The 22,215-nt window shown below is 67.8% G+C and carries 23 protein-coding genes; 4 read left to right on the forward strand and 19 right to left on the reverse strand.

Annotation, left to right across the window (positions count from 1 at the left end):
* Both ACODSL_RS12240 and ACODSL_RS12245 read left to right on the forward strand, forming a co-directional pair.
* The gene (locus ACODSL_RS12240; protein ID WP_488900972.1) at positions 1-825 is read left to right on the forward strand and encodes an arginyltransferase; all 825 of its coding nucleotides are present in this window, start codon (positions 1-3) and stop codon (positions 823-825) included.
* Positions 826-827: 2 nt separating this feature from the next.
* The gene (locus ACODSL_RS12245) at positions 828-1,286 is read left to right on the forward strand and encodes a GNAT family N-acetyltransferase (protein WP_488900973.1); all 459 of its coding nucleotides are present in this window, start codon (positions 828-830) and stop codon (positions 1,284-1,286) included.
* On the opposite strand, the gene ACODSL_RS12250 is transcribed toward ACODSL_RS12245, so the two are convergent.
* The 5 genes from ACODSL_RS12250 to parC form a co-directional block, all read right to left on the reverse strand.
* On the reverse strand, positions 1,283-1,645 hold the full coding sequence (locus ACODSL_RS12250; protein ID WP_488900974.1) for a nuclear transport factor 2 family protein: 363 nt from the start codon (positions 1,643-1,645) through the stop codon (positions 1,283-1,285). The genes ACODSL_RS12245 and ACODSL_RS12250 overlap by 4 nt on opposite strands.
* A gap of 4 nt (positions 1,646-1,649) precedes the next feature.
* On the reverse strand, positions 1,650-2,705 hold the full coding sequence (locus ACODSL_RS12255; protein WP_488900975.1) for a M48 family metallopeptidase: 1,056 nt from the start codon (positions 2,703-2,705) through the stop codon (positions 1,650-1,652).
* Positions 2,706-2,715: 10 nt separating this feature from the next.
* On the reverse strand, positions 2,716-3,273 hold the full coding sequence (locus ACODSL_RS12260; RefSeq protein WP_488900976.1) for a LemA family protein: 558 nt from the start codon (positions 3,271-3,273) through the stop codon (positions 2,716-2,718).
* A 91-nt stretch (positions 3,274-3,364) separates the two neighbouring features.
* A complete protein-coding gene (locus ACODSL_RS12265; protein ID WP_488900977.1) occupies positions 3,365-4,708 on the reverse strand; it encodes a serine hydrolase domain-containing protein in 1,344 nt (447 codons plus the stop codon).
* Positions 4,709-4,969: 261 nt separating this feature from the next.
* The gene (gene parC / locus ACODSL_RS12270; RefSeq protein ID WP_488900978.1) at positions 4,970-7,204 is read right to left on the reverse strand and encodes a DNA topoisomerase IV subunit A; all 2,235 of its coding nucleotides are present in this window, start codon (positions 7,202-7,204) and stop codon (positions 4,970-4,972) included.
* Positions 7,205-7,487: 283 nt separating this feature from the next.
* Here parC and ACODSL_RS12275 point away from each other — a divergent pair, with 283 nt between their 5' ends.
* Positions 7,488-8,717: a cytochrome P450 gene (locus ACODSL_RS12275; RefSeq protein WP_488900979.1), complete on the forward strand. Its 1,230-nt coding sequence runs from the start codon at positions 7,488-7,490 to the stop codon at positions 8,715-8,717.
* A gap of 99 nt (positions 8,718-8,816) precedes the next feature.
* Here the strand turns inward: ACODSL_RS12275 and ACODSL_RS12280 are convergent, their stop codons facing one another.
* The 11 genes from ACODSL_RS12280 to pyrE form a co-directional block, all read right to left on the reverse strand.
* The gene (locus ACODSL_RS12280) at positions 8,817-9,857 is read right to left on the reverse strand and encodes an isopenicillin N synthase family dioxygenase (protein WP_488900980.1); all 1,041 of its coding nucleotides are present in this window, start codon (positions 9,855-9,857) and stop codon (positions 8,817-8,819) included.
* Positions 9,854-11,011 carry a M24 family metallopeptidase gene (locus tag ACODSL_RS12285; protein WP_488900981.1) on the reverse strand — a complete coding sequence of 386 codons (1,158 nt, stop codon included), beginning with the start codon at positions 11,009-11,011 and terminating at the stop codon, positions 9,854-9,856. Before ACODSL_RS12285 ends, ACODSL_RS12280 begins: the two co-directional genes overlap by 4 nt.
* 172 nt (positions 11,012-11,183) lie before the next feature.
* Positions 11,184-11,915, reverse strand: coding sequence for a DNA repair protein RecO (gene recO / locus ACODSL_RS12290; RefSeq protein WP_488900982.1), 732 nt, complete (start codon positions 11,913-11,915; stop codon positions 11,184-11,186).
* Between the two features lie 212 nt (positions 11,916-12,127).
* Positions 12,128-12,625, reverse strand: coding sequence for a nuclear transport factor 2 family protein (locus ACODSL_RS12295; RefSeq protein WP_488900983.1), 498 nt, complete (start codon positions 12,623-12,625; stop codon positions 12,128-12,130).
* A gap of 93 nt (positions 12,626-12,718) precedes the next feature.
* Positions 12,719-13,669: a GTPase Era gene (gene era, locus ACODSL_RS12300; RefSeq protein ID WP_488900984.1), complete on the reverse strand. Its 951-nt coding sequence runs from the start codon at positions 13,667-13,669 to the stop codon at positions 12,719-12,721.
* A gap of 146 nt (positions 13,670-13,815) precedes the next feature.
* On the reverse strand, positions 13,816-14,505 hold the full coding sequence (rnc, locus tag ACODSL_RS12305; RefSeq protein ID WP_488900985.1) for a ribonuclease III: 690 nt from the start codon (positions 14,503-14,505) through the stop codon (positions 13,816-13,818).
* Positions 14,502-15,245, reverse strand: a complete 744-nt coding sequence (gene lepB / locus ACODSL_RS12310; RefSeq protein ID WP_488901175.1) for a signal peptidase I — start codon at positions 15,243-15,245, stop codon at positions 14,502-14,504. The genes rnc and lepB (ACODSL_RS12310) overlap by 4 nt, the downstream gene beginning before the upstream one ends.
* Before the next feature lie 228 nt (positions 15,246-15,473).
* Positions 15,474-16,367 (reverse strand): signal peptidase I, encoded by an 894-nt coding sequence (gene lepB, locus ACODSL_RS12315; protein ID WP_488900986.1) that lies wholly within the window; start codon positions 16,365-16,367, stop codon positions 15,474-15,476.
* A gap of 86 nt (positions 16,368-16,453) precedes the next feature.
* On the reverse strand, positions 16,454-16,876 hold the full coding sequence (acpS, locus tag ACODSL_RS12320; RefSeq protein WP_488900987.1) for a holo-ACP synthase: 423 nt from the start codon (positions 16,874-16,876) through the stop codon (positions 16,454-16,456).
* Positions 16,873-17,634, reverse strand: a complete 762-nt coding sequence (locus ACODSL_RS12325; RefSeq protein ID WP_488900988.1) for a pyridoxine 5'-phosphate synthase — start codon at positions 17,632-17,634, stop codon at positions 16,873-16,875. The genes acpS and ACODSL_RS12325 overlap by 4 nt, the downstream gene beginning before the upstream one ends.
* A 114-nt stretch (positions 17,635-17,748) precedes the next feature.
* On the reverse strand, positions 17,749-18,330 hold the full coding sequence (gene pyrE / locus ACODSL_RS12330; protein ID WP_488900989.1) for an orotate phosphoribosyltransferase: 582 nt from the start codon (positions 18,328-18,330) through the stop codon (positions 17,749-17,751).
* Between the two features lie 205 nt (positions 18,331-18,535).
* Here pyrE and ACODSL_RS12335 point away from each other — a divergent pair, with 205 nt between their 5' ends.
* Complete coding sequence (locus ACODSL_RS12335; RefSeq protein ID WP_488900990.1) at positions 18,536-18,943, forward strand: NUDIX domain-containing protein; 408 nt, start codon at positions 18,536-18,538, stop codon at positions 18,941-18,943.
* 18 nt (positions 18,944-18,961) lie between these two features.
* Here ACODSL_RS12335 and ACODSL_RS12340 read toward each other — a convergent pair whose 3' ends face one another.
* The 3 genes from ACODSL_RS12340 to folK form a co-directional block, all read right to left on the reverse strand.
* Entirely contained in the window at positions 18,962-21,169 is a 2,208-nt protein-coding gene (locus tag ACODSL_RS12340) for a RelA/SpoT family protein (RefSeq protein WP_488900991.1), read from the reverse strand.
* An 83-nt stretch (positions 21,170-21,252) separates the two neighbouring features.
* The gene (gene rpoZ / locus ACODSL_RS12345) at positions 21,253-21,612 is read right to left on the reverse strand and encodes a DNA-directed RNA polymerase subunit omega (RefSeq protein WP_488900992.1); all 360 of its coding nucleotides are present in this window, start codon (positions 21,610-21,612) and stop codon (positions 21,253-21,255) included.
* A 75-nt stretch (positions 21,613-21,687) separates the two neighbouring features.
* Entirely contained in the window at positions 21,688-22,206 is a 519-nt protein-coding gene (folK, locus tag ACODSL_RS12350) for a 2-amino-4-hydroxy-6-hydroxymethyldihydropteridine diphosphokinase (RefSeq protein WP_488900993.1), read from the reverse strand.
* Between the last annotated feature and the right edge of the window lie 9 nt (positions 22,207-22,215).

Here is a 22,215-nt window from a genome sequence, read left to right on the forward strand (position 1 = left end):
GTGACGCATCACTTCACATCTCGGCGGATGCGTTTCTTTCTCACGGCCCCCTCGCCGTGCCCTTATCTGCCGGGACGGGAGGAGCGGAAGGTCTTCGCCCATCTGCCCTCCTCGGATGGCCCTTCGGTCAACGACGGACTGACCCAGTCCGGATTTCGACGCTCCCAGCACATCGCCTATCGCCCGGCCTGTGAAGCCTGTTCGGCCTGCACCTCGGCCCGCCTCCCCGTGATGGATTACGTCTTCTCGCGCTCGGAGCGGAAGACGCTGGCCCGCAACGGCGACCTGCGACGGCACCTGGTCGAGGCCGAGGCGACGATGGAGCAGTTCGACCTGCTTCGCCGCTATCTGCTCGCCCGACACGCCGATGGCGGGATGGCCGAGATGACCTGGCCTGACTACGTCGCCATGGTCGAGGACACCGCAGTCCGCACCCACATCATCGAATACCGGCTCGCGTCAACGGACGACGGCCCCGGCGACCTGATCGCCTGCGTACTGATCGACGTGATGAGCGACGGCCTGTCGATGGTCTACAGCTTCTATGATCCGCGGCTTGAGAAACGCAGCCTCGGCACCTTCATCATTCTCGATCACGTGGTTCAGGCCGGCCTCAACGGGCTGGCCTACGTCTATCTGGGCTACTGGGTGCCGGGCAGCGAGAAGATGGCCTACAAGGCCCGCTTCACACCGCTGGAGGTGCTGCGGCCGCAGGGCTGGATGCTGATGTCGGCGCGCGACCGGGCCGAGGCCCAGGACAGCCTCGATCGTGAGCGTCGGATGCGCGGTCCCGCGACGGTCAGGCTGGGCAGCAAGGCGCCGTAGTCGTGTTCGTGATCCGCCAGGACGACCTCTCCGGTGACGACGTCCGCGCCCTGCTGGCGATCCATCTGGCGGGCATGGCCGAGAACACGCCGCCGGAGCATGTGTTCGCCCTCGATCTGTCAGGCCTGCAGACGCCGGACATCACAGTCTGGACCGTGCGACACGACGGCGCACTGGCCGGCATCGGCGCGCTCAAGGCGCTCGGCGACGGGACCGGTGAGCTCAAGTCGATGCGCACGCATCCGGACCACCTGCGCAAGGGCGTCGCGGCCGCCCTGCTGGACCATATCCTCGATGTAGCGGCGACGCGGGGCTATCACCGGGTGAGCCTGGAGACCGGGGTCGGCGAGAGTTTCGACCCGGCGCTCGCGCTGTACCGCAAGCGCGGCTTCGAGAACGGCGGCGCCTTCTCGGACTACGAGGCCAGCGCCTTCAACCAGTTCCTGCACCTGGAGCTCTAGGCCGCCGCCGTCGTCCCCTGGTGGAAGGCCAGTCGCCACCGGTCGCCCTCCAGCCGCCAGACCGAACTGCGAAGTGAACGCGGCCGTTCATTGCCCGTCGCCTGATAGGTCACGAGGGCCACACAGGGGGCCAGCAGGCGAACCGTGATGCAGTCGATGTGTGCCGACGGGTCCAGCGTTGCTTGCGGCGCCGTCAGCGCTGCAATCACGCCGGCCTTGTCATAGGTCCGTCCCGAACTGCCGACTTCGACGAAGTCATCGGCCAGCACCTCGGCGAGCCAGGCGGCATCCGCCCGCGCCGGCGAATTCAGGAGGCGGGTCTCGAGCTCCAGGAGATGCGCGGCCAGGTCGCTCGCCATGCCCCTACCCCCACGGTCCCTTTTTCGACCAGCGTCCGGTTCTGACGGGCTCCACGATCGGAGAGGATGTGGCCAACGGGCTCTCCACGATCGGCCTCGGACTGTCGCGACCGCCGGCGAACTGCACCAGGGCTTCGATCCGCTTGCTGATCGGGGGATGGGTCGCGAACAGGCTGTAGAAGCCGGTCTCGTGGTTCTCGATGAACATGCCCTGCACCGACTCCGGCGCCGGCAAGGCGCTGTGACCCTCGATCTTGCGCAGGGCGCTGATCATGGCGTCGGGGTTCTTCGTCAGCTCGACCGAACCGGCGTCCGCGACAAACTCGCGGCTGCGCGACAGGGCCATGCGGATGACGATGGCCAGCAGCCAGCCGATCGCCGCCGCCGCGAAGGCGATGACGATGAACAGGCCGTTGCCCTTGCTGTCGCTGTCGCGCCGTCGTCCAAGCCCGCCGAACTGCACCGAGCGGAACAGGATCTCGGCGACCAGGGTGATGATCCCGGCGAACACGGCCGCGATGACCATGGTGCGGACGTCGCGGTTGAGGATGTGGGTCAGCTCGTGGCCAAGCACGGCCTCCATTTCCGCCCGATCAAGCGTCGCCATCAGGCCGGTCGTGACGGTGATGCTGTACTGCTTCTCGTTCAGTCCGCTGGCGTAGGCGTTGAGCGCATCGCTCTCGATGAGGCGCAGGCTGGGCATCGGAATGCCACGGGAGATGCACAGGTTTTCCAGCAGGTTGTAGAGCTCGGGCTGTTCCTGCCGTGACACGGGCCGGGCGCCAGTGACCGCGTCGATGATCGCGGTGTTGGCGAACCATGCGATGGCGAACCAGACAGCCGTCACCAGCAGGGCGAGCGGCGCCCCGGCCAGCATGAACCCTGCCGCCAGGCCAAGATCGCCGCCGGTCGACCCCATGGACGGCAGCATGCCAAAGCCGATCAGCCCCAGCGTCAGGGCGTAGGTCAGGCCGAGCAGCAGGACGGGAAACCCCGCCAGCAACAGGGCCGAGCGAACATTGTTGCTCTGGATGTGGGTGTAGAGGCCGACGGCCCCCATGACGCGGTTCCTAGAACTTGACCTCGGGGGCGACATCCAGGGCGGCGCGCTGCTCTCCGAGATCGAACAGGGTGCGGGCGTTGAAGCCCATCGATCCGGCGAACAGCACCGCCGGGAAGGACAGCCGGGCGGCATTGAACTCGGCCACGGCGCCGTTGAAGAATCGACGGGCGGCCGCCAGCTTGTTCTCCACGTCCGACAGTTCGGCCTGAAGGCTGAGGAAGTTGGTGTTGGCCTTGAGGTCCGGATAGGCCTCCGAGAGGGCGAACACCTGCCGCAGGGCGCCCGTCAGGACGTTCTCGGCCGCCACCTTGTCCGCCACGCTCGTGGCGCTCGTGGCCGCGTTGCGGGCGGCGATGACGGCCTCCAGCGTGCCCTTCTCGTGGGTGGCGTAGCCCTTCACCGTCTCGACCAGATTGGGGATCAGGTCGTGGCGCTGCTTCAGCTGCACGTCGATGTCGGCGAAGGCCTGGTCCGCGCGCGTGTTGAGCGCGACCAGGCGGTTGTAGATGCCGATCCCCGCCAGAGCGAGGACCACGACGACGACGAGAATGATGATCAGGGTCATGGGAAGTCCCGAAAGGAGTCGTGCGACGCTAGTGCCAATCCGGCGCCGATGGAATGCGCCGGACCAGATATAGGCGTCGCCGCGCCGTTCGCTACTTCGAAGGGTCGACCAGCGCCTGGTAGACCAGGGTCGCGGACCGGTCGTCGAGCCCGTAGCTGCTGCCGCCGAGCACGTGGATAAAGCCCAGCACGACCACGTCGTTCTCCGGATCGACCCAGAACCAGGTGCCGGCCGCGCCGCCCCAGCTGAAGCTGCCCTTGCCGGCCGTCGTGCCCGCCTTCGCGGGATCGGTGATCACGTCGACATCGAGCCCGAACCCGTGGCCAGGATACCGGGCCGCGTAGGTCGCGAGCGTGGTGTCCGTCAGGTGATTGGTCGCCATCAGCTTGATCGTCGAAGGGCTGAGGATGCGCACGCCGTCCAGCTGACCACCGCCGGCCAGCATGGCGGCGAAGCGGCTGTAGTCGGCCATGGTCGAGATCAGGCCGCCGCCGCCGTTGGCCGCGCCGGGGACCTTGTCCGTCGGGATGATCATGAAGCCTTCCGCCGGCTTGATCGTGCGGGTCTCGCGATCGATCATGTACAGGCTGGCGAGGCGGCCGCGCTTGGCTTCCGGGACCCAGAAGGCCGTGTCGGTCATGCGCAGCGGGCCAAAGATGCGGGTCTGCATGAAGTCCGGCAGCGTCTGACCGGACAGCTTTTCGATGATGTAGCCCTGGACGTCGACGGCGACGCTGTACTTCCAGGCCTCGCCGGGCTGGTGGGCCATCGGCAGGGTGACCAGCACGCTCATGGCGTCCTTCAGCGAGCCCTGCCGCTGCAGCGCGGACTCCTGGTAGACCTTGTCGACATAGTTGTCGGCCACCAGGCCGTAGGCGAAGCCGGCCGTGTGGGTCATCAGCTCGCGCATGGTCGCCGAGCGGGCGATCGGCTCGAGGATCGGCTTGCCGTCCTTGTCGAGCCCCTTGAACACCTTCAGGCCGGCGAACTCGGGGATGTATTTGGTCACCGGGTCGTCCAGCCGCCATTTGCCCTCTTCGTAGAGGATCATCATCGCCACGCCGGTGACCGGCTTGGTCTGGCTGTACATCCGCCACATCGTGTCCTGGGCCACGGCCGCGCCGGTCGTGAGGTCGGTCTTGCCGTACAGGTGGGTGTCGATGATCTGGCCGTGGCGGATGACCACCGTGGCGATGCCGGGCGCGTAGCCGCGGTCGACGAAGGCGTCCATGACGGCATGGAGGCGGCCGAGGCGCTCCGAGGAGAAGCCGACCGACTCTGGGGCGGCGGTGGGCAGGCCGAGCGGGGGAACGGGGGCCGCGACGGCGGTGGGGGCGGGTTTGGCCCTCCCGGGCCAGGCCTGGGCCATCGAGGCCGGCGCCAGCAGCGCCATGGAGGTCGCCGTCGCCAGTACCGCTTTACGCCAGATCGTCATATGCATCCCCCCAACCGGCTCGAACGACCGTTTGACCGAGATAAGCGACGCCTTCCGGCGGGGCAAGCAAGTGCAAGGGGACATGTACCGCAGGTACGTGTCCCCCAATCGAGCGGCGGCGGCTTTAGGGGACACGTACCTACGGTACATGTCCCCGACCCCGCTCACCGTCATCCTCGGGGATCTACTGGGCAAGGCTTCGCGATCTCCATTGTCACCCGGTGAAGGTGAAAGAGTGTCGCGCGCCTGTCCCCGTGGGGATCACTTCGGCCGGAAGCGTTTGCTGGTCGGGAACCCCTTGGGGGCCAGTTTGCCGGCGGCGCTGCGGCGGCCTTCCCAGTCCTTCCACTCCGGCCAGTCGCGGGTGCGGCCGGCCGCGTCGATCCAGGCCGCGCCGGTGGCGGACGCAAATACGAGCGCATCGCGCAGGCCGCCCTCGCGGTAGGTCTGCAGTTTGACGCCCTTGCCGCGCGGCATTTCCGGAAGTTCTTCAAGGGCGAAGATCAATATCTTGCCATTGTCGCCGACCACGCCAAGACGGTCGCCGGTGACCTCCAGCGACACGAGCGCCTCGCCGTTAAGCACCTGCTTGCCGGCCTTGCGGAAGGCCAGCGCCTCCTCTTCCGGCAGGATGAAGCCGTAGCCCGCCTTGCTGGCCAGCACGCGCTTGCGGCCCGGCTTGTGCGGGAAGACGTCGATGATCTTCACCCGGTCGTCGATATCGACCATCAGCCGCAGCGGTTCGCCATGGCCACGGGCGCTGGGCAACTTGCTGCAATCGAGGGTGAAGAAGCGCCCATCAGACGCGAAGATAAGCAGCTTGTCCGTTGTTTCTGCTGGTACAATGAAGCCCAGCTTGTCGCCTTCCTTGAACTTCAGTTCGGAGGGGTCCTCGACCCGGCCCTTGGCCGCGCGGATCCAGCCCTTGTCCGACAGGATGACCGTGATCGGCTCGCGAACGACGAAGGCCTCGACCGAGGCTTCGATCGAGACGGTCGGCGCGTCGGCGAAGTCGGAGCGGCGCTTGCCGACGGTGGTGTCGGGGCCGAGCACCTTGCGGACGTCCTTGAGCCCCTCCCCGACCAGCTTCCACTGCATCTTCTCGTCGGCCAGCATGGCGATGATGCCGTCCCGCTCCTCGGCCAGTTCGGCGTGCTCGCGGCGCAGCTCCATCTCTTCCAGCTTGGCCAGCTGGCGCAGGCGGGTGTTGAGGATGGCGTCGGCCTGGATATCGGTCAGGGCGAAGGCGGCGATCAGCTTCTGCTTCGGCTCGTCCTCGTAGCGGACGATGCGGATCACCTCGTCGAGATTGAGGAAGGCGATCAGCAGGCCGTCGAGGATGTGCAGCCGGGCCTCGATCTTGCCCAGCCGGAAGCGCGCCCGGCGCACCAGAACCTCGCGCCGGTGGGCAAGGAAGGCCAGCAGCGCCTGCTTCAGGCCCATGACCCCGGGCGTGCCGCGGGCGTCCAGCACGTTCATGTTGACCGGGAAGCGGTTCTCCAGGTCCGAGAGCCGGAACAGGCTCTCCATCATTACCTCGGGCTCGACGTTGCGGCTCTTGGGCTCCAGCACCAGCCGGACGTCCTCGGCGCTCTCGTCGCGCACGTCGCCGAGCAGCGGGGCCTTCTTGCTCTCGATCAGGTCGGCCAGTTGTTCGACCAGCTCGGCCTTCTTCACCTGGTACGGAATCTCGGTGATGACGATCTGCCAGCCGCCGCGCGCCTGGTCTTCTTTCTCCCAGCGGGCGCGCACGCGCACGCCGCCGCGGCCGGTCTCGTAGGTCTCGAGCATCGAGGCCGCCGACTCGACGATGACGCCGCCGGTCGGGAAGTCCGGACCGCGCACATGGGTCATCAGGTCGGCGGTGGTCGCCTCGGGCCGCTTGAGCAGCATCAGGCAGGCATCGATCAGCTCGGCGGCGTTGTGCGGCGGGATCGAGGTGGCCATGCCCACGGCGATGCCCGAGCTGCCGTTGGCCAGCAGGTTCGGGAAGCCCGAGGGCAGCACGACCGGCTCTTCGTCCTGGCCGTCATAGGTTGGGCGGAAGTCGACCGCGTCCTCGTCGATGCCGTCCAGCAGCAGCATCGCCGCCGGCGTCATCTTGCACTCGGTGTAGCGCATGGCCGCGGCGTTATCGCCGTCGATGTTGCCGAAGTTCCCCTGGCCGTCGACCAGCTGGTAGCGCTGGGCGAAAGACTGGGCGAGGCGCACCAGGGCGTCATAGATCGACTGGTCGCCGTGCGGGTGGAAATTACCCATCACCTCGCCGACGACCTTGGCGCACTTGCGGGCGGCCGACTCCGGGCTCAGCCGCATGTTGCTCATGGCGTACATCAGGCGGCGGTGCACGGGCTTGAGCCCGTCACGCACGTCGGGCAGCGCCCGCGAGCTGATGGTCGACAGGGCATAGGCGAGATAGCGCCGCGACAGGGCCTCGGTCAGGGGCTCGTCGATGATGCGGTCGCCGTCACCGGGCGGAGGCGTGTGAACAGTCATGGTCGAATCGCAAACTCAGGGAATCCGATGTTTAGCGCGCGGGCGGCGGCGTTGTCCCTGCGTCCATTGCTTCCTTCTCCCGGCGGGAGAAGGTGTCGGGCGGAGCCCGACGGATGAGGGTTTGCGAGGCGCGCCGTAACGCCCTCACCCTCCCATCCTGCTTCGCAGGTTGGGCCCCTCCCTCTCCCGCTGGGAGAGGGGGCGACGCGCGTTGTCAGGGCTCCCGCAGGCAGGCAAACTGCCGGGACGAAGGGCGACAGCCCCTGCCCTGAGGAACGCCGCCATGTCAGAGACCCCCCCGAGCATCCTGCAGCTGACGGCCCTCAATCCCGAATACAACAAGGATCCGCACGTCTTTCTCGATGACCTGCGTGGCCGCTGTCCCGTGCAGCCCGACGCGGTGTCCGGCAGCCTGATGCTGAGCCGGTACGAGGACGTCCGCGCGGTGGTCAGCGACCGCACCCTGTGGCGCGACCCGATCAGGGCTGATGAGTCGGCGGTGATGCAGCGGCGGTTCCTCGAGGCCTATGACCCGTCCGTGCCGCGAAGCAGCACGACCAGCATCCTGATGCTCGACGATCCGGACCACGCCCGGGTGCGCCAGCCGCTGGCCCAGGCGCTCTACGCGCGGGTGGCGAAGTTCCGGCCTGAGATCGAACGGATCGTCGACGAGGCGCTCGACGCCGTCGCGGGCGAGGCCGAATTCGACCTGATGGACCGGCTGTGCGTGCCCGTCCCGATTGACGCCATCGCAGCGATCCTCGGGGTCGACCATGAGCGGCTGGTCGAGTTCCGCAGCTGGTCCGAGGGCATCATCCAGAGCCTCAACCCGTTCCGGACGCCCGCCCAGACCCAGGCGATGATGGCCGCCAGCGAGGCGCTGACCACCTATTTCACCGAGGCGATCAATGATCGCCGGACCAATCCCCGCGACGACCTGATCAGCGACATGGTTCAGTTGCAGGCGTCGGGCGTCGAGCTGTCCGACGACGAACTGCGCATCAATCTGGGCGCCCTGCTGGTCGGCGGCAATCTGACCACGACCGACCTGATCGGCAACGGCGTGCGGCTGTTGCTGCTGAACCCGGACCAGCTGGCGACGTTCAAGGCCGACCCGAAGCTGGTCAACGCCCTGGTCGAGGAGATCCTGCGCTATGAGCCGCCGATCGACATCACGGCGCGGCTGGCGTCGAAGGATATGGAGATCGGCGGCTGCCCGCTGAAGGCCGGCCAGGCGATGACGGTCTGGCTGCGCGCCGCCAACCGCGACCCGGCGGTATTCGAGGACCCGCACCGCTTCGACATCACCCGCAAACACCGCCCGCACATCGCCTTCGGCGGCGGGGCGCACATCTGCATCGGCGCACCGCTGGCCCGGCTGGAGGCCCAGGTGGCGCTGGTGAAGCTGTTTCAGCGGTTCCCGGACCTGAAACTGGCGCGCCCGGACGAGCCGGCGGAATGGCGCACGCTGCCGTTCTTCAGGGGGCTCGAGCGGCTGGACGTGGCGCCCTAGCTCTGTCCCTTCTCCCGTCGGGAGAAGGTGCCGGGCGGAGCCCGGCGGATGAGGGTTTACGGTGCGCGCCGTAACGCCCTCACCCTCCCGTCGCGGAGTTTACCCTCGGGTCGGCCTTTGGCCGAGCCCGGGGGCGCCGGGCCCCTCCCTCTCCCGTTGGGAGAGGGCGTTTTTCAGTCCCGGAAACACCTTGCCGACCTTGCCGAGCAGGTAGTCACCGTAGGGGCCGGTGATGGCCCCGAGGTCGGCTTCATCCCAGCGCGCTTCGCGCTTGACGTCGGCGGCCAGCGGCAGGGGCTCGACCACGGCCTCGAAGCCCGGATCGAGGAACAGCGGCCAGCTCAGGCGGTCGCGGCCGCTGGTGTTTGCCACCCGGTGCGGGGCCGAGCGGTAGAGGCCCTGCGTGAGCCGGTCGAGCATGTCGCCGATGTTGATCACCAGGGTCCCCGGGATCGGCGGGGCGTCGAACCAGACCCCGTCGCGGCCCTTGATCTGCAGACCACCGTTGTCGTCCTGGGCCAGCAGGGTCAGCAGGCCGTAGTCGGTGTGCTCGCCCACGCCCCAGGCGTAGTCGGCGCCGTCGCCGGGCGGCGTGGCCGGATAGTGGAAGATGCGGAACAGCACCGTCGGCGCGGCGGTGTAGTGGTCGCGGAAATAGGCGTCGGGCAGGCCAAGGCTCAGCGCCACGCCCTCCAGCAGGGCCTGGCCGGCGCGGGTCATGGCCTCCATCCAGGCGGTGACGGCGGGTCGGAGCGAGGGCTGGGCCGCTGGCCACTGGTTGGCCCCATGCATCGGCCAGCCGGCGGCGACGCGGCGGTCGTCCGGCCCCAGCTCCTCGCCGAGATAGAGCCCCTGTTTGAGGTCCGGCTTGCCGGAGGTCAGCTCGCCGCCGACCGGGAAGAAGCCGCGCCAGGCCGGTCCGCCGTTGGTCATGGCGATGGCCATGCGATCCGCGAGCGGCAGGGCGAAGAACCGCTCGCTCTCGGCCCTGAGGGGCGCGAACAGCCCTTCCCCGCCATGACCGGAGACGTAGAAGAAGCCATCGCGGCGGCAGGCGCCGCCAATCTGGTCGGCGACGGCGGCGCGGTCGGCCGGATCGGTTCCGAACAGCGGCGCGATGTCGATGACCGGCAGGTTCATGGCTCGAACTCGCCAACATCGCCGAACGGATCATCGAGGCTGAACTGCGGCCGGGTGAACCACTGCGGGCCATCGGCGGTCATGTGGAAATGGTCCTCAAGCCGGATACCGAACGCGCCGGGGACGACGATCATCGGCTCGTTGGAGAAACACATGCCGACCTCCAAAGAGGTCGTGTCGCCGCGCACGAGATAGGGACCTTCGTGGATGTCGAGGCCGATGCCGTGGCCGGTGCGGTGCGGCGTGCCGGGCAGCTGGTAGTCCGGTCCGAGCCCATGACTGACAAGCACCGCACGCGCGGCGGCGTCGACGCTCTCGCAGGGACGGCCGAGGACGGCGGCGGCGAAGGCGGCGGCCTGCGCCTCCTTCTCGATGTCCCAGATGCGGCGCACGCGCGGCGGCGCCTCGCCGAACACATAGGTGCGGGTGATGTCGCTGTTGTAGCCGTCGATGGTCGTGCCGGTGTCGATCAGCACCAGATCGCCTTCGGCCAGCACCCGGTCGGTCTCGCCGCCGTGTGGCAGGGAGGTGTCCGGCCCAAACGAGACGATGCAGAAGCTGGAGCCGGTCCCGCCGTTGAGCGCGCGATGCTGGCCGTCGATGAAGGCCTCGACCTCCGACGCCCGCACGCCGGCCTTCAGGCTTTGCCAGGCGCGGCGGTGCACCTCGATCGTGATGGCCTTGGCGCGGGTCATCAGGGCGATCTCGGCCGGCGATTTGGCCCGGCGCAGGCGGTGGATCAGCTGCCCGGCGTCGGCCAGCCGTTCATCGCCGACCGCCCGTCGCAGGCCGAGGAACATGAACAGGGCGATCTGGTCGTCGACGGCCAGTTTGCCAGTCGCGCCGAGGCGGTCGGCGACAAGGGTGTAGGGGTTCTCGTGCTCTTCCCAAGTGAGCAGGTCGCCTGGAACGCCGACGATGCCGGCGACCTTCTCCCGCTCAAACGCCGGGCAGACGTACTCCAGCCGCCCGTCGGCATGGACGATGGCCCCGCACAGCCGCTCCGACGCGTGCCAGACCAGGCCGGTGAAGTAGCGCAGGCTGGCGGTCGCGCCGAGCAGGACGGCCGAGACCCCGGCGGCGTCCATCTGACCGCGCAGCGCGGCGAGGCGCGTCTGTCGTTCGGCGACGGTGATGGGCGCAGGGTTGGGCATCCGAGACTCCTTGGCCGGCAGTCTAGGAGCAATTGGGACCGGCGCCGATCTCAAGATACTCCCCTTCGGGGGAGCTGTCGGCGAAGCCGGCTGAGGGGGTCGCCCGGACCGGAGCGGCCCCCCTCCACCATGCTTCGCATGGTCCCCCTCCCCCGGTGGGGGAGGATCATCGCTAAAGCCGCCCGGCGTCGGCCAGCCGTTCCAGCAACCAGACCCGGGCCGGCGGCAGCGGGCGGTTGAGCGGGCCGAAGACGAACTGTTCGAGGAAGTGGCCGGTCAGGTCGAAACCGGCGCGGATGTCGCCCTCGCGCAGGCCGCCCTGGGAGCCGAGCAGGAAGCCCGGCAGCGGGAGCAGGCGGTCGGCATAGGGCTCACCCGCCGCGCGGCTGACGGCGCGGCCGGTCCTCGGACTGACCCAGACCAGATCGTCGGTCACGCCGGTCGAGGCGCATTTGCTCAGATCGAGTCCGAAGCCCAGCTCCTGCAGCAGTCCGGCCTCGAAGCGGACGAAGATCGCCGGCCAGATGTCGGGCAGGACGAAGGCGTTGGAGAGGGCGTCGAAGGCGTAGTAGGCGCCTGGATGCGGCTCGCGCTCGGGCAGGGCTCCGGCGGCCACGGCGGCGGCGGCGGCGAGGCCGGCCAGGGCCATGGGATCATCAAACAGGGCCGAGGGCCCCTCACCTACCGGTTCAAGGATGGCCGCGCCGAGCTGGTCGGAGACCCGCGCGCGATAGCCGGCCCGCACCCGCGCTCCGGCCTGCAGGAACGGCTTCATCCGTCGCGATGCGCCGCCGGCGACATGGGCGGCGAACCGTCCGTGTTCCTCGGTCAGCAGATCGACGATCGCGCCGGTCTCACCATGCGCGCGCGCCGACAGCACGAAGGCGTCGTCTTCCCATTCCATGGGGGAGGGATAGCCGGTTGCAGGGGATCGGGCGAGAGGCGCGTTCTTCTCCCTTCCCCCTCGATGGGGGAAGGGTCGGGGATGGGGGTGCGCGCAAGTAGATTGCTGGCAGACGACAAAGGCGTCGAGCCCAACGGCGCCCGGCACTGAAACCTTTGGGCTACACCCCCAACCCTGCCCTTCCCCCATTGGGGGGGAAGGGTTCACGAGTGCTACTTCGCCTTCGCCTTGGCTTCGAACCCCCTGATCTTCGCCGTCATGTCGTTGGCCAGATCATTGGGGATCGGGAAGGTCAGGGCGTATTGCGAGACTTTCCAGCCGTCAGGCGTCAGCATCAGGGTTCCCGTGCCCCGGCTCGTACCGTAGCCGGCGCTGTCGAGCAGCTCGTCGAACCAGGCCACGCAGCGGCAGGCGATCGGGGCGATGGTGATGTGCCGTTCACGCGGCACGTAGGTCCAGCCCTGGCCCTTGGAGAAGGACGGGGCCGCGTAAGCCTTGAAGGCGGGAATGTCCCAGCGCTCCGCGGCGTCGGTGCCGATGAACACGGCGTCCGGCGTGTAGAGCGCGAAATAGGCCGCGCCGTCGCCCTTCGAGGCAGCGGCGTGCAGAGCGTCGAGGGTTGCGCCGATCTGCTGTTCCGGGGTCGCGGCGTGAGCGGGAGACGCCATCGCGGCGGCCAGCAGGGTCATGGTCAGGGCGAGTTTGTGCATATTACCTCCGCTCATCCCGGCGACAGCCGGGACCCGGACGGCTTTTGAAACAGCCGCCCGGCCTCCCGACAAGTACAGGCACTGAACCGCGCCCTAGACGTCGAAATCCAGGCCCAGGCCTTCGTAGGTTTCCCGCTCGTCAGCCCAGTTTTCGCGGACCTTCACGTGCAGGAACAGGTGGACCTTGCGGTCCAGCAGGTCGCTGAGTTCGGTGCGGGAGGCCGAGCCGATCCATTTCAGGGTCTGGCCGTTCTCGCCGATGATGATGGCGCGCTGGCCGTCGCGCTCGACGAAGATGGTCTGTTCGATACGCACCGAGCCGTCGCGGCGTTCCTCGAAGGCCGTGGTCTCGACGGTCGCCGCGTACGGCAGTTCCTCGTGGACGCGCAGGTAGAGCTTTTCGCGCGTCAGTTCGGCGGCCAGCAGGCGCACCGGCAGGTCGGCAGTCTGGTCTTCCGGATAGAGCCAGGGCCCTTCCGGCATCAGCCCGGCCAGGCGGTCGCGCAGGTCCTCGACCCCGGCGCCCGTGGCGGCCGAGATCATGAACACCTCGGAATAGACCCCGGTATCGAACAGGGCCTGGGCGACGGCCAGCATGCGGTCGCGCTTCACGCCGTCGATCTTGTTGAGGGCCAGGATGGCCTGACGACCGGCGCCCTTGAGGCCTTCAATGATGGTCTGGACGTCGATCACGGCCTTCTTGTCGGCGCCGGCGGCCTTGCCCTCGCCGGTAACGGCCAGCTCGGCCTGGACGTCGACCAGGTGGACGATCGCTTCGGCATCCTCGGCGCCGGCCCAGGCGGACCGGACCATCGCCCGGTCGAGCCGGCGGCGGGGCGTGAAGATGCCCGGCGTGTCGACCAGAATGATCTGCGACTGGCCGGCCATGGCCACTCCGCGCACGGGGAAGCGGGTCGTCTGGACCTTGCGGGTGACGATGGAGACCTTTGCGCCGACGAGGCGGTTGGTCAGGGTCGACTTGCCGGCGTTCGGCGCGCCGATAATCGCGGCGAAGCCCGCGCGGGTGGGGGATGAAGCGCTCATTGCGGCGGCCTGTAGCACAGCACGCACGCCGGGGACATGTTCAGTGGGGACATGTACCGAAGGTACGTGTCCCCTAATCGAGCGGTCCAACCCTCGAGCGGTGGCGGGTCTAGGGGACACGTACCTGCGGTACATGTCCCCCTCGCCTATTCGCGGCGGAGCAGCATGGCGAGAGCGGCGGCCTTTTCGGCGTCCTGGCGGGAGCGGCCCTCGCCGCGCTCGGGATCGAAGCCCTGGATCGACACCTCGACCGTGAAGGTCGGAGCGTGATCCGGGCCGGTTCGGGACACCACCGCATAGAGCGGCAGCGGGAGGCCGCGGGCCTGGGCCCATTCCTGCAGCTGGGTCTTGGGATCCCGGTCCCGGCCGGCGGCGGGGTTGTCGAATTCGTCCTGCCAGGCCGTGGTGAAGAACGTTCGGGCAGCCTCAAGGCCGCCATCGATGTAGAGCGCCGCCATAAGGGCCTCGCAGGCGTCGCCGAGGACGCCATCAGACTCGCGGGCGCCGATCTTGGTCGCGGAGCCGGAAAGCCGCAACGCCGGTGCGAGGCCGATCCGGCGCGCGACGCGGGCGCAGGCCTTGCCGTTGACCAGCGCCGCCAGCCGCGGCGACAGCACGCCTTCCTTGGCCTCAAGGTCGAGGGCCAGCAGCCGTTCCGCAGCCAGCAGATTGAGGACGCGGTCGCCGAGGAATTCGAGACGTTCGTTGTGACGGACCTTGCGCGCGCCGTCGCCGACGCTGGAATGGGTCAGCGCCCGTTCCAGCAGCTCACGATCCTCGAAAGCATGACCGATTCCGGCTTCCAGCGCGGCGATCGCCTCGAGACGGGCGTTCATTTGAGGACGTGGAAGAACCGGCTGGGACGGGCGTCGAGGAACCAGGTCCAGGGCTTGAAGAGGGTGGCCTTGTCGTTCCACGACAACAGGATGATGCGGGCGTGGCCGACGAGGTTTTCAGCCGGGACATAGCCCACCCCGCTCGATTCCGGCGCGACCCGGCTGTCCAGCGAGTTGTCGCGATTGTCGCCCATGAAGAAGTAGTTGCCCTCCGGCACGACATAGACGCCGGTGTCATCGACATCGCCGCGCGGGCCGCAGTCATAGGTGACATAGGTGCGGTTGATCGGGTTGGTTTCGCGGAAGCGCTGAACCGTCGAGCCGTTCCAGCAGGTCCCGGGATCGCCCGGACCGTCGTAGACGCGGGTCAGGACCTTGTCGTTCACGAACACGACGCCACCCTTCACCTGGATCCGGTCGCCGGGCAGGCCGATCAGGCGCTTGATGTAGTCGATCTTGGGATCCGACGGCAGCTTGAAGACGATGATGTCGCCGCGCTTGGGCGTGTGGGCGAAGATGCGGCCCTTGAACAACGGCGGGCTGAACGGGATCGAATGACGGCTGTACCCGTAGCTGTACTTCGAGACGATGATGTAGTCGCCCTTCAGCAGGTTCGGCTCCATCGAGGCGGACGGGATGGTGAAGGGCTGGAACAGGAAGATGCGCAGGACCAGCGCGATCAGCAGGGCGTAGACCACCGTCTTGACGATCTCGATCGTCTCGTCGACCGCGCCGTTCATGGTATCGCCGCCGCCCTGGTCGTCGTTTCGGATCTGGAGCGCCAGCGGCTCGGAGTCGGACACGGTCTCGACCTGCGGTTCTGCGGCGTCAGTCATTGCGCGCGCGACTCTCTTCTCGATGATGCGGACAAGGCCCGCAGGTGTGGTTAGTCCGCCAATACGACACGGGCAAGCTTCGCGCCCGTTAACTCGCCTTCGTGGCGTATTGCGGGCCGCCCGCGCGAGCCGTCAGTGCCGCAACGAATGGAAGAAGCGGTTCCAGCGCAGGTTCATCACCCAGGTCCAGGGCTTCCAGAGGGCCGCGCCCTCTTTCCAGGACACCATAACCGTCTCGGCCTTGCCGACCAGGTTTTCGGCGGGGACGTATCCGACGCCGCCCGATTCGGGATCGACCCGGCTGTCGAGCGAGTTGTCGCGGTTGTCGCCCATGAAGAAGTAGTGGCCCTCGGGCACGAGGAAGACGGGCGTATTGTCCAGCGGGCCATCACCGCAGTCGTAGGTGATGTAGCTGCGGCCGACCGGGTTGGTCTCAAGGTAGCGCATCGGCATCGCCAGATTCGGACAGGCGCTCGAGTCGTCGCCCGCGAAGCCGATCGCCGTGCGCTTCAGGGTCTGGCCGTTCACCGACAGGGCGCCGTTGATCACCTGGATCTGGTCGCCCGGCACACCGATCAGTCTCTTGATGAGGTCCTTGTGGCCCTCGGCCGGGGTTTTGAACACGATGACATCGCCGCGCTTGGGCGTGCCCGAGAACAGCCGGCCGTGGAACAGTGGCGGGCTGAAGGGGATCGAGTTCTTGCTGTAGCCGTAGCTGAACTTGGACACGATCACGTAGTCGCCGATCAGCAGGTTCGGCCGCATGGACGACGACGGGATGGTGAAGGGCTGGAACAGGAAGATGCGCAGAAGCAGCGCGATCAGCAGGGCGTAGACGACGGTCTTGACCGTCTCGATCACTTCCTCACGGGACGCGACGCCGTCGTCCACCGGTTCTTCAGCGGGAGCCACTTCTTCTTCTACCAGAGCCACATCGGGTTCGGGCGCGGCGGCATGCGTCACCTCGACAACCTCCGCCTCGGCGGCAGTCTCGTCAGGCGGCGTTTCATCGGCGGCATCGGTCATTTCGCGCGCGGTCTCTTGTCTCTGGGCGCCCCCGCCCGGCTGAAAGCCCTACGCTAAACCGCTTCGCCGCGCCCGTTAACTCGTCTTCATGCCGCCGGGCGCGGTATTGCCTCGATAATCACGAAGGCCTGGGCGTAGGGGTGGTCATCGGTAAGCGACAGGTGGATCACCGGATCCATGCCTTCGGGGGTGATCTCGGCCAGCCGCAGCGCCGCCCCTCCGGTCAGGGCCATGGTCGGCTTGCCGCTGCGCAGGTTGACCACGCCCATGTCCGCCCAGTGCACACCGCGGCGCGGCACGCCGGTGCCGAGCGCCTTGGCGCAGGCTTCCTTGGCCGCGAAGCGTTTGGCGTAGCTGGCCGCCCGGCCGCCCTGGGCATTGACCTTGCGTTCCGACCGTTCGCGCTCGATGGCCGTGAAGGTGCGGTTGATGAACCGGTCGCCGAAACGCTCAAGCGTCTTCTCGATGCGCCGGATGTCGCTGAGGTCGGAACCGATACCGATGATCACGCGGCGAGCTCTATGCGCGCGGAGTCCATCAGGGCCCGCATCCGCTGGATAGCGGGGGCGAGACCGGTGAAGATCGCCTCGCCGATGAGGAAGTGGCCGATGTTCAGCTCGGCCAGCTCGGCGATCGCCGCCACCGGCTTCACCGTGGCGAAGTCGATGCCGTGGCCTGCGTGCACCTCCAGTCCGAGGTCGACCGCCTGACGGGCGCCGACGCGCAGCCGCTGCAGGATGGCGTCGGCGCGGCCGAAGTCCCCGGCGCGGAAGGCGTCGCAGTAGGACCCGGTGTGCAGCTCGATCACCTGGGCGCCGATCTCCGCCGAGGTCCGAATCTGCGCAGGGTCGGCCTCGATGAACAGCGACACCCGGCAGCCGGCCTCACGCAGCCGCTGGACGGCCGGGGCGATGCGGTTATGCCCGCCGACCACGTCGAGACCGCCCTCGGTGGTCACTTCCTCGCGGCGTTCGGGCACCAGACAGGCGGCGTGGGGCCGGTTCCGCAGCGCGATCCCGACCATCTCGTCCGTCACGGCCATCTCGAAGTTCAGGGGCTTGCCGCGCTTGAGACAGAGATCGGCGAGGATATCGATGTCGGCGTCGGAGATATGCCGGCGATCCTCCCGCAGATGGGCCGTGATGCCGTCGGCTCCGGCCGCCAGCGCCAGCTCGGCGGCGCGCGACGGTTCGGGATAGCCGGCGCCCCGGGCGTTCCGGATGGTCGCCACATGGTCGATGTTCACGCCGAGGCGGAGGCTGTTCATCGCTATCACATCCGCTCATCCCGGCGAAGGCCGGGACCCAGGAGTTTTATCGTAAAGCGTCGCGCGTTCCAGAAAAAGCCTGGGTCCCGGCCTTCGCCGGGATGAGCGGCGCTTTTATCGCAGCCGCCGGCTGCCCGGATCCTGCACCGGGATCGCGGCCAGTTCGGGGGGCAGCTTGTCGGCCTCGTAGGCGGGCACGTCGAGGGTCGCCAGCGCGATCAACGGAACGCCGACATCCGCCCGGCCGCCGGAACGGTCGACGATGCAGGCCGCGGCGATGACCTCGCCGCCGGCTTCACGGATCGCGGCGATGCATTCCCGCGACGACAGGCCCGTGGTGACGATGTCCTCGACCATCACGACCTTCGCGCCGGGCTCGATGGAGAAACCTCGCCGCAGCTTGAAGGCCCCGCCCTCGCGCTCGACGTACAGCGACCGGACCTTCAGGTGCCGGGCCGTCTCGTAGCCGGGAATGATGCCGCCGACGGCCGGGCTGATGGCCACGTCCGGCTGGCCGACTTCGGCGATGATCTTCTCCGCCAGCGCCCGGCACAGCCGCTCGCAGCGGTCCGGCTGGGCGAACACCAGGTTCTTCTGCAGGAACACGCCGCTGTGCAGGCCGCTGGAGAGCACAAAGTGGCCTTCGCGCAGCGCGTCGGCGGCGCGGAATTCGTCGAGAACGTCGTCCTGGGTCATGGCGGTTAGATAGCGGTGTCGTTCCCGTTCGTCACCCCGAACAGAACAATCCCGTCATCCTCGGGCCTGTCCCGAGGATCCCTCGTTCAGCAGCAGGTTCGGCTAGCAATCTGATCCGCTCGCGGCGCTTCAAGAGGGGTCCTGGGCACAAGACCCAGGATGACGGGTGATTGGATTGGGTCGTTGAGCGCGCTAGTAGCCGCCCATGACCTCCCCTCGCCCCACACCCCGCGTCGGCTGCGGCGCCGCGATCCTGCACGATGGCGCGCTGCTGCTGGTCAAGCGGCTAAAGGAGCCCGAGGCGGGCCACTGGGGGCTGCCGGGCGGCAAGACCGACTGGGGCGAGACGACGCGCGAGACCTGCGCCCGCGAGATCGCCGAGGAGCTGGGTCTGACGATCACGCCCGGGCGGCTGCTGTGCGTCGCCGACACCATCGACCTCGGCGACGGCGGCCACTGGGTCGCGCCGGTCTATCTCGTGGAGGACTGCGTCGGCGAGCCGGTGGTGCTGGAGCCTGACAAGCTCGGCGGCTGCGACTGGTTCCCGCTGGGCGCCCTGCCCGCTCCGCTGACGGCGGCGACAGTGGCGGCGATTGAGGCGCTCTCCCGCTAACCCGCCCGATCGGGTGAGTTAGCCCTTAGCCCGGTCGACCGTCTCGATGGACGGGTTGGCGCGCAGGGCTGCAACGATGTTGGTCGCGTGGCGGGCGTCCTTCACGTCGAGATCGAAGTCGACGTCGAAATGGTCGTCGCCGCGGTGGTGCATGTTGAGATTGACGATGTTGCCGCCGGTCTCGCCGATGATGGTGCAGGCCTCGCCCAGCACGCCCGGGGCGTTGCGGATCGTCGCGCGCAGGCGCGTGCGGGAAACGGAGTTGCGTTCGGCCTCGGCGGTCCAGTGCAGGTCGCGCCAGAGATCCTGACGGTCGTCGTACTGTTCCAGCGTCGGGCAGTCGATCGCGTGCACCTCGATGGACTTGTCGGCGACAATGCCGACGATCCGGTCACCGGGCACCGGCCGACAGCAGGTGGCGAAGCGGATCATCGAGCCGTGGCGCACCTTGTCGCCGATCACGAAGTCATGCGCCTCGCGGCCGTCTGTGATGCGCCGGCGGGCGCTGACGGCGGCCTTTTCGGAATCCTTCAGGCCGGGGAACAGCACTTCCAGCACCTGGGCCGGCGTGACACGCCCACGACCAATGGCGTCGAACAGCTCGTCCTCGGTCGCGACCGCGAACCGTTCCAGCGTCGCACGCAGGGTTACGCCCGAGCGAGTCTTGCCGACCCGGGCGAAGGCCTGGTCCATGGCCGCGACACCGAGGCGGAGGAACTCTTCCTTCTCGGTCTGACGGATGTGGCGGCGGATCGCCGAGCGCGCCTTGCCCGTGACGGCCAGCGAACGCCAGTCCGGTAGCACGGCCGGCTTTGGCCCACGGACGATCTCGACCACGTCGCCATTGGCAAGTTCCGTCCGCAAGGGCTTGAGTTCGCCGTTGATTTTGGCCCCGACGGTCGTGTCGCCGACGTTGGTGTGGACGCCGTAGGCGAAGTCCAGCGGCATCGAACCGCGCGGCAGGGTGATCAGCTTGCCCTTGGGCGTGAAGACGAACACCTGGTCGAGGAACAGCTCCATCTTGGCGTGTTCGACCAGCTCCTCGGAGTCGCCGCCGTGTTCCAGCACCTGGACAAGCTGGCGCAGGCTGGCGAGCGGGTCGCGTCCGCCCTCGGCCTCCATCGCCTCGCGGTCGAAGCCGTAGGACTGGTTCTTGTAGCGCCAGTGCGCCGCGACGCCGTCCTCGGCCACGCGATCCATAACCTCGGTGCGGATCTGCATCTCGACCCGCATGCCGCGCGGGCCGATCACCGTCGTGTGCAGCGAGCGGTAGTTGTTGCGCTTGGGCGTGGAGATGAAGTCCTTGAACCGCTCCGGCACGCAGGGCCACTGGCGGTGGATCAGGCCCAACGCCCGGTAGCAGTCGTCCTCGGTATCGACGATCACGCGGAAGGCGTAGATGTCGCTCATCTGCGAGAAGCCGATCGATTTGCGCTGCAGTTTCCGCCAGATCGAGAACGGGTGCTTCTCTCGGCCGAACACCCGGGCAGGAATGGTCTCGGCGTCGAGGATGCGGCTGATGTCGCCGCTGACCTGTTGCACCGCCTTGCCCTGGTCGACCCGCATGGCCTCCAGGCGACGGAGGATGGCGTTGCGGGCGACCGGATTGAGGTGCTCGAAGGCCAGTTCCTCGAGCTCGGTGCAGATGCGGTGGCAGCCGATGTTGCGCGCCAGCGGCGCGTAGATGTCGAGGGTCTCGCGGGCGATCCGCTCACGCTTGGCCGGACTCTTGATGAAGCCGAGCGTGCGCATGTTGTGCAGCCGGTCGGCCAGCTTGACCATCAGGACGCGGACGTCCTTGGAGATGGCCAGGATGAACTTGCGCAGGTTCTCGGCCTGCCGGGCGTGTTCGGCGGCCAGTTCCAGTTTGGAGAGCTTGGTGACGCCCTCGACCAGCTCGGCGACTTCCGCCCCGAACAGCTCGCTGATGTCGGCGCTGGAGGCGTGGGTGTCCTCAATGACGTCGTGCAGCAGGGCCGTAACGATGGAGGCCGTATCGAGCCGGTATTCCGTCAGGATGCCGGCCACCTCGATCGGGTGGGCGAAATAGGGATCGCCGGACGCGCGGGTCTGCGAGCCGTGCATGCGCACGGCATAGACATAGGCACGGTTCAGCAGGCCTTCGTCGGCGGTCGGGTCATAGGCCCGGACCCGTTCGATCAGCTCGTACTGGCGAAGGAATTTGGGGCCCGTCGCCCGCGCGCGCGCAGCGGCGCGGGCCGCCATTTCTGGCGGCTCCGGAGGCGTGTTTGTGGATGGGGCGGCGGGGGCCGCCTCTAGGACGTCAGTCGGTTCTGGACCTTCCGGACTCAGTACCGCTCCTCCTGACCGCCATCGCGGTCGCTTTGCAGAGCGCGGATCAGTTCCTGCTCGCTCATCTGCATGTGGGTCGGATCCGACAGCAGGGCGATGGTTTCGGCCTCTTCCTCGGCTTCCGTCCGCTCGTCCACCCGCTGAAGGGTGCCGATCAGGCTTTCGCGCAGACCGTCGTTGTCGACCACGTCCTCGGCGATTTCACGAAGCGCCACGACGGGGTTCTTGTCGTTGTCGCGATCGACCATCAGGGCCGAGCCGGCCGAGATGGCGCGGGCGCGATGCGCGGCGGCGAGGACCAGACCAAAGCGGTTGGGGATTTTCTCGACGCAATCTTCGACGGTGACGCGGGCCATTGAATCTCTCGGGGTGCCGGTTGAACCGCGCTACATAGAGTTTTGCGCGTCATTGTGCAACGCCGCAAGGACCGATCAGGCCGGATGGGCGTCCCTGCCGACCGACGCGGTCAGCGCCAGGGCGCTCGCGGGTTCGCCGGACAGGGGATGAACCCAATCCGGTGCGATCTCGGCGAGTGGGGCCATGACGAATCGACGATTGAGCGCACGCGGGTGAGGCAGCGTCAGGCCGGCGGTGTCGATCACCTGCCGACCGAATGCGATCAGGTCCAGATCAAGGGTTCGGGCGGCGTTGGGTTCATGCCGCTGGCGACCGAAGGCGCGTTCGATCGCGTGCAGCGCCTCGAGGGTCCCGGACGGCGTCAGGGCGGTCTCGACCAGGGCAACGCCGTTCGTAAAGGCCGGCGCCGCGGGGTCGGGCCAGGCGGCGGATCGCCACCAGCCCGACCGGGCCGTGACCGTCAGGCCATGGGCTGGAAGACAGGCCAGCGCCGCCTCCAGCAGGGCCTCGCAGGAGGCGTGCTCTCCCGCTAGATTACTGCCCAGGGCGATGACGACGGATTCGCCTATTTCAAGATGCGATATTGAGTTCAAGGTTTTGAA

It is taken from the genome of Caulobacter sp. FG121 (assembly GCF_057809815.1).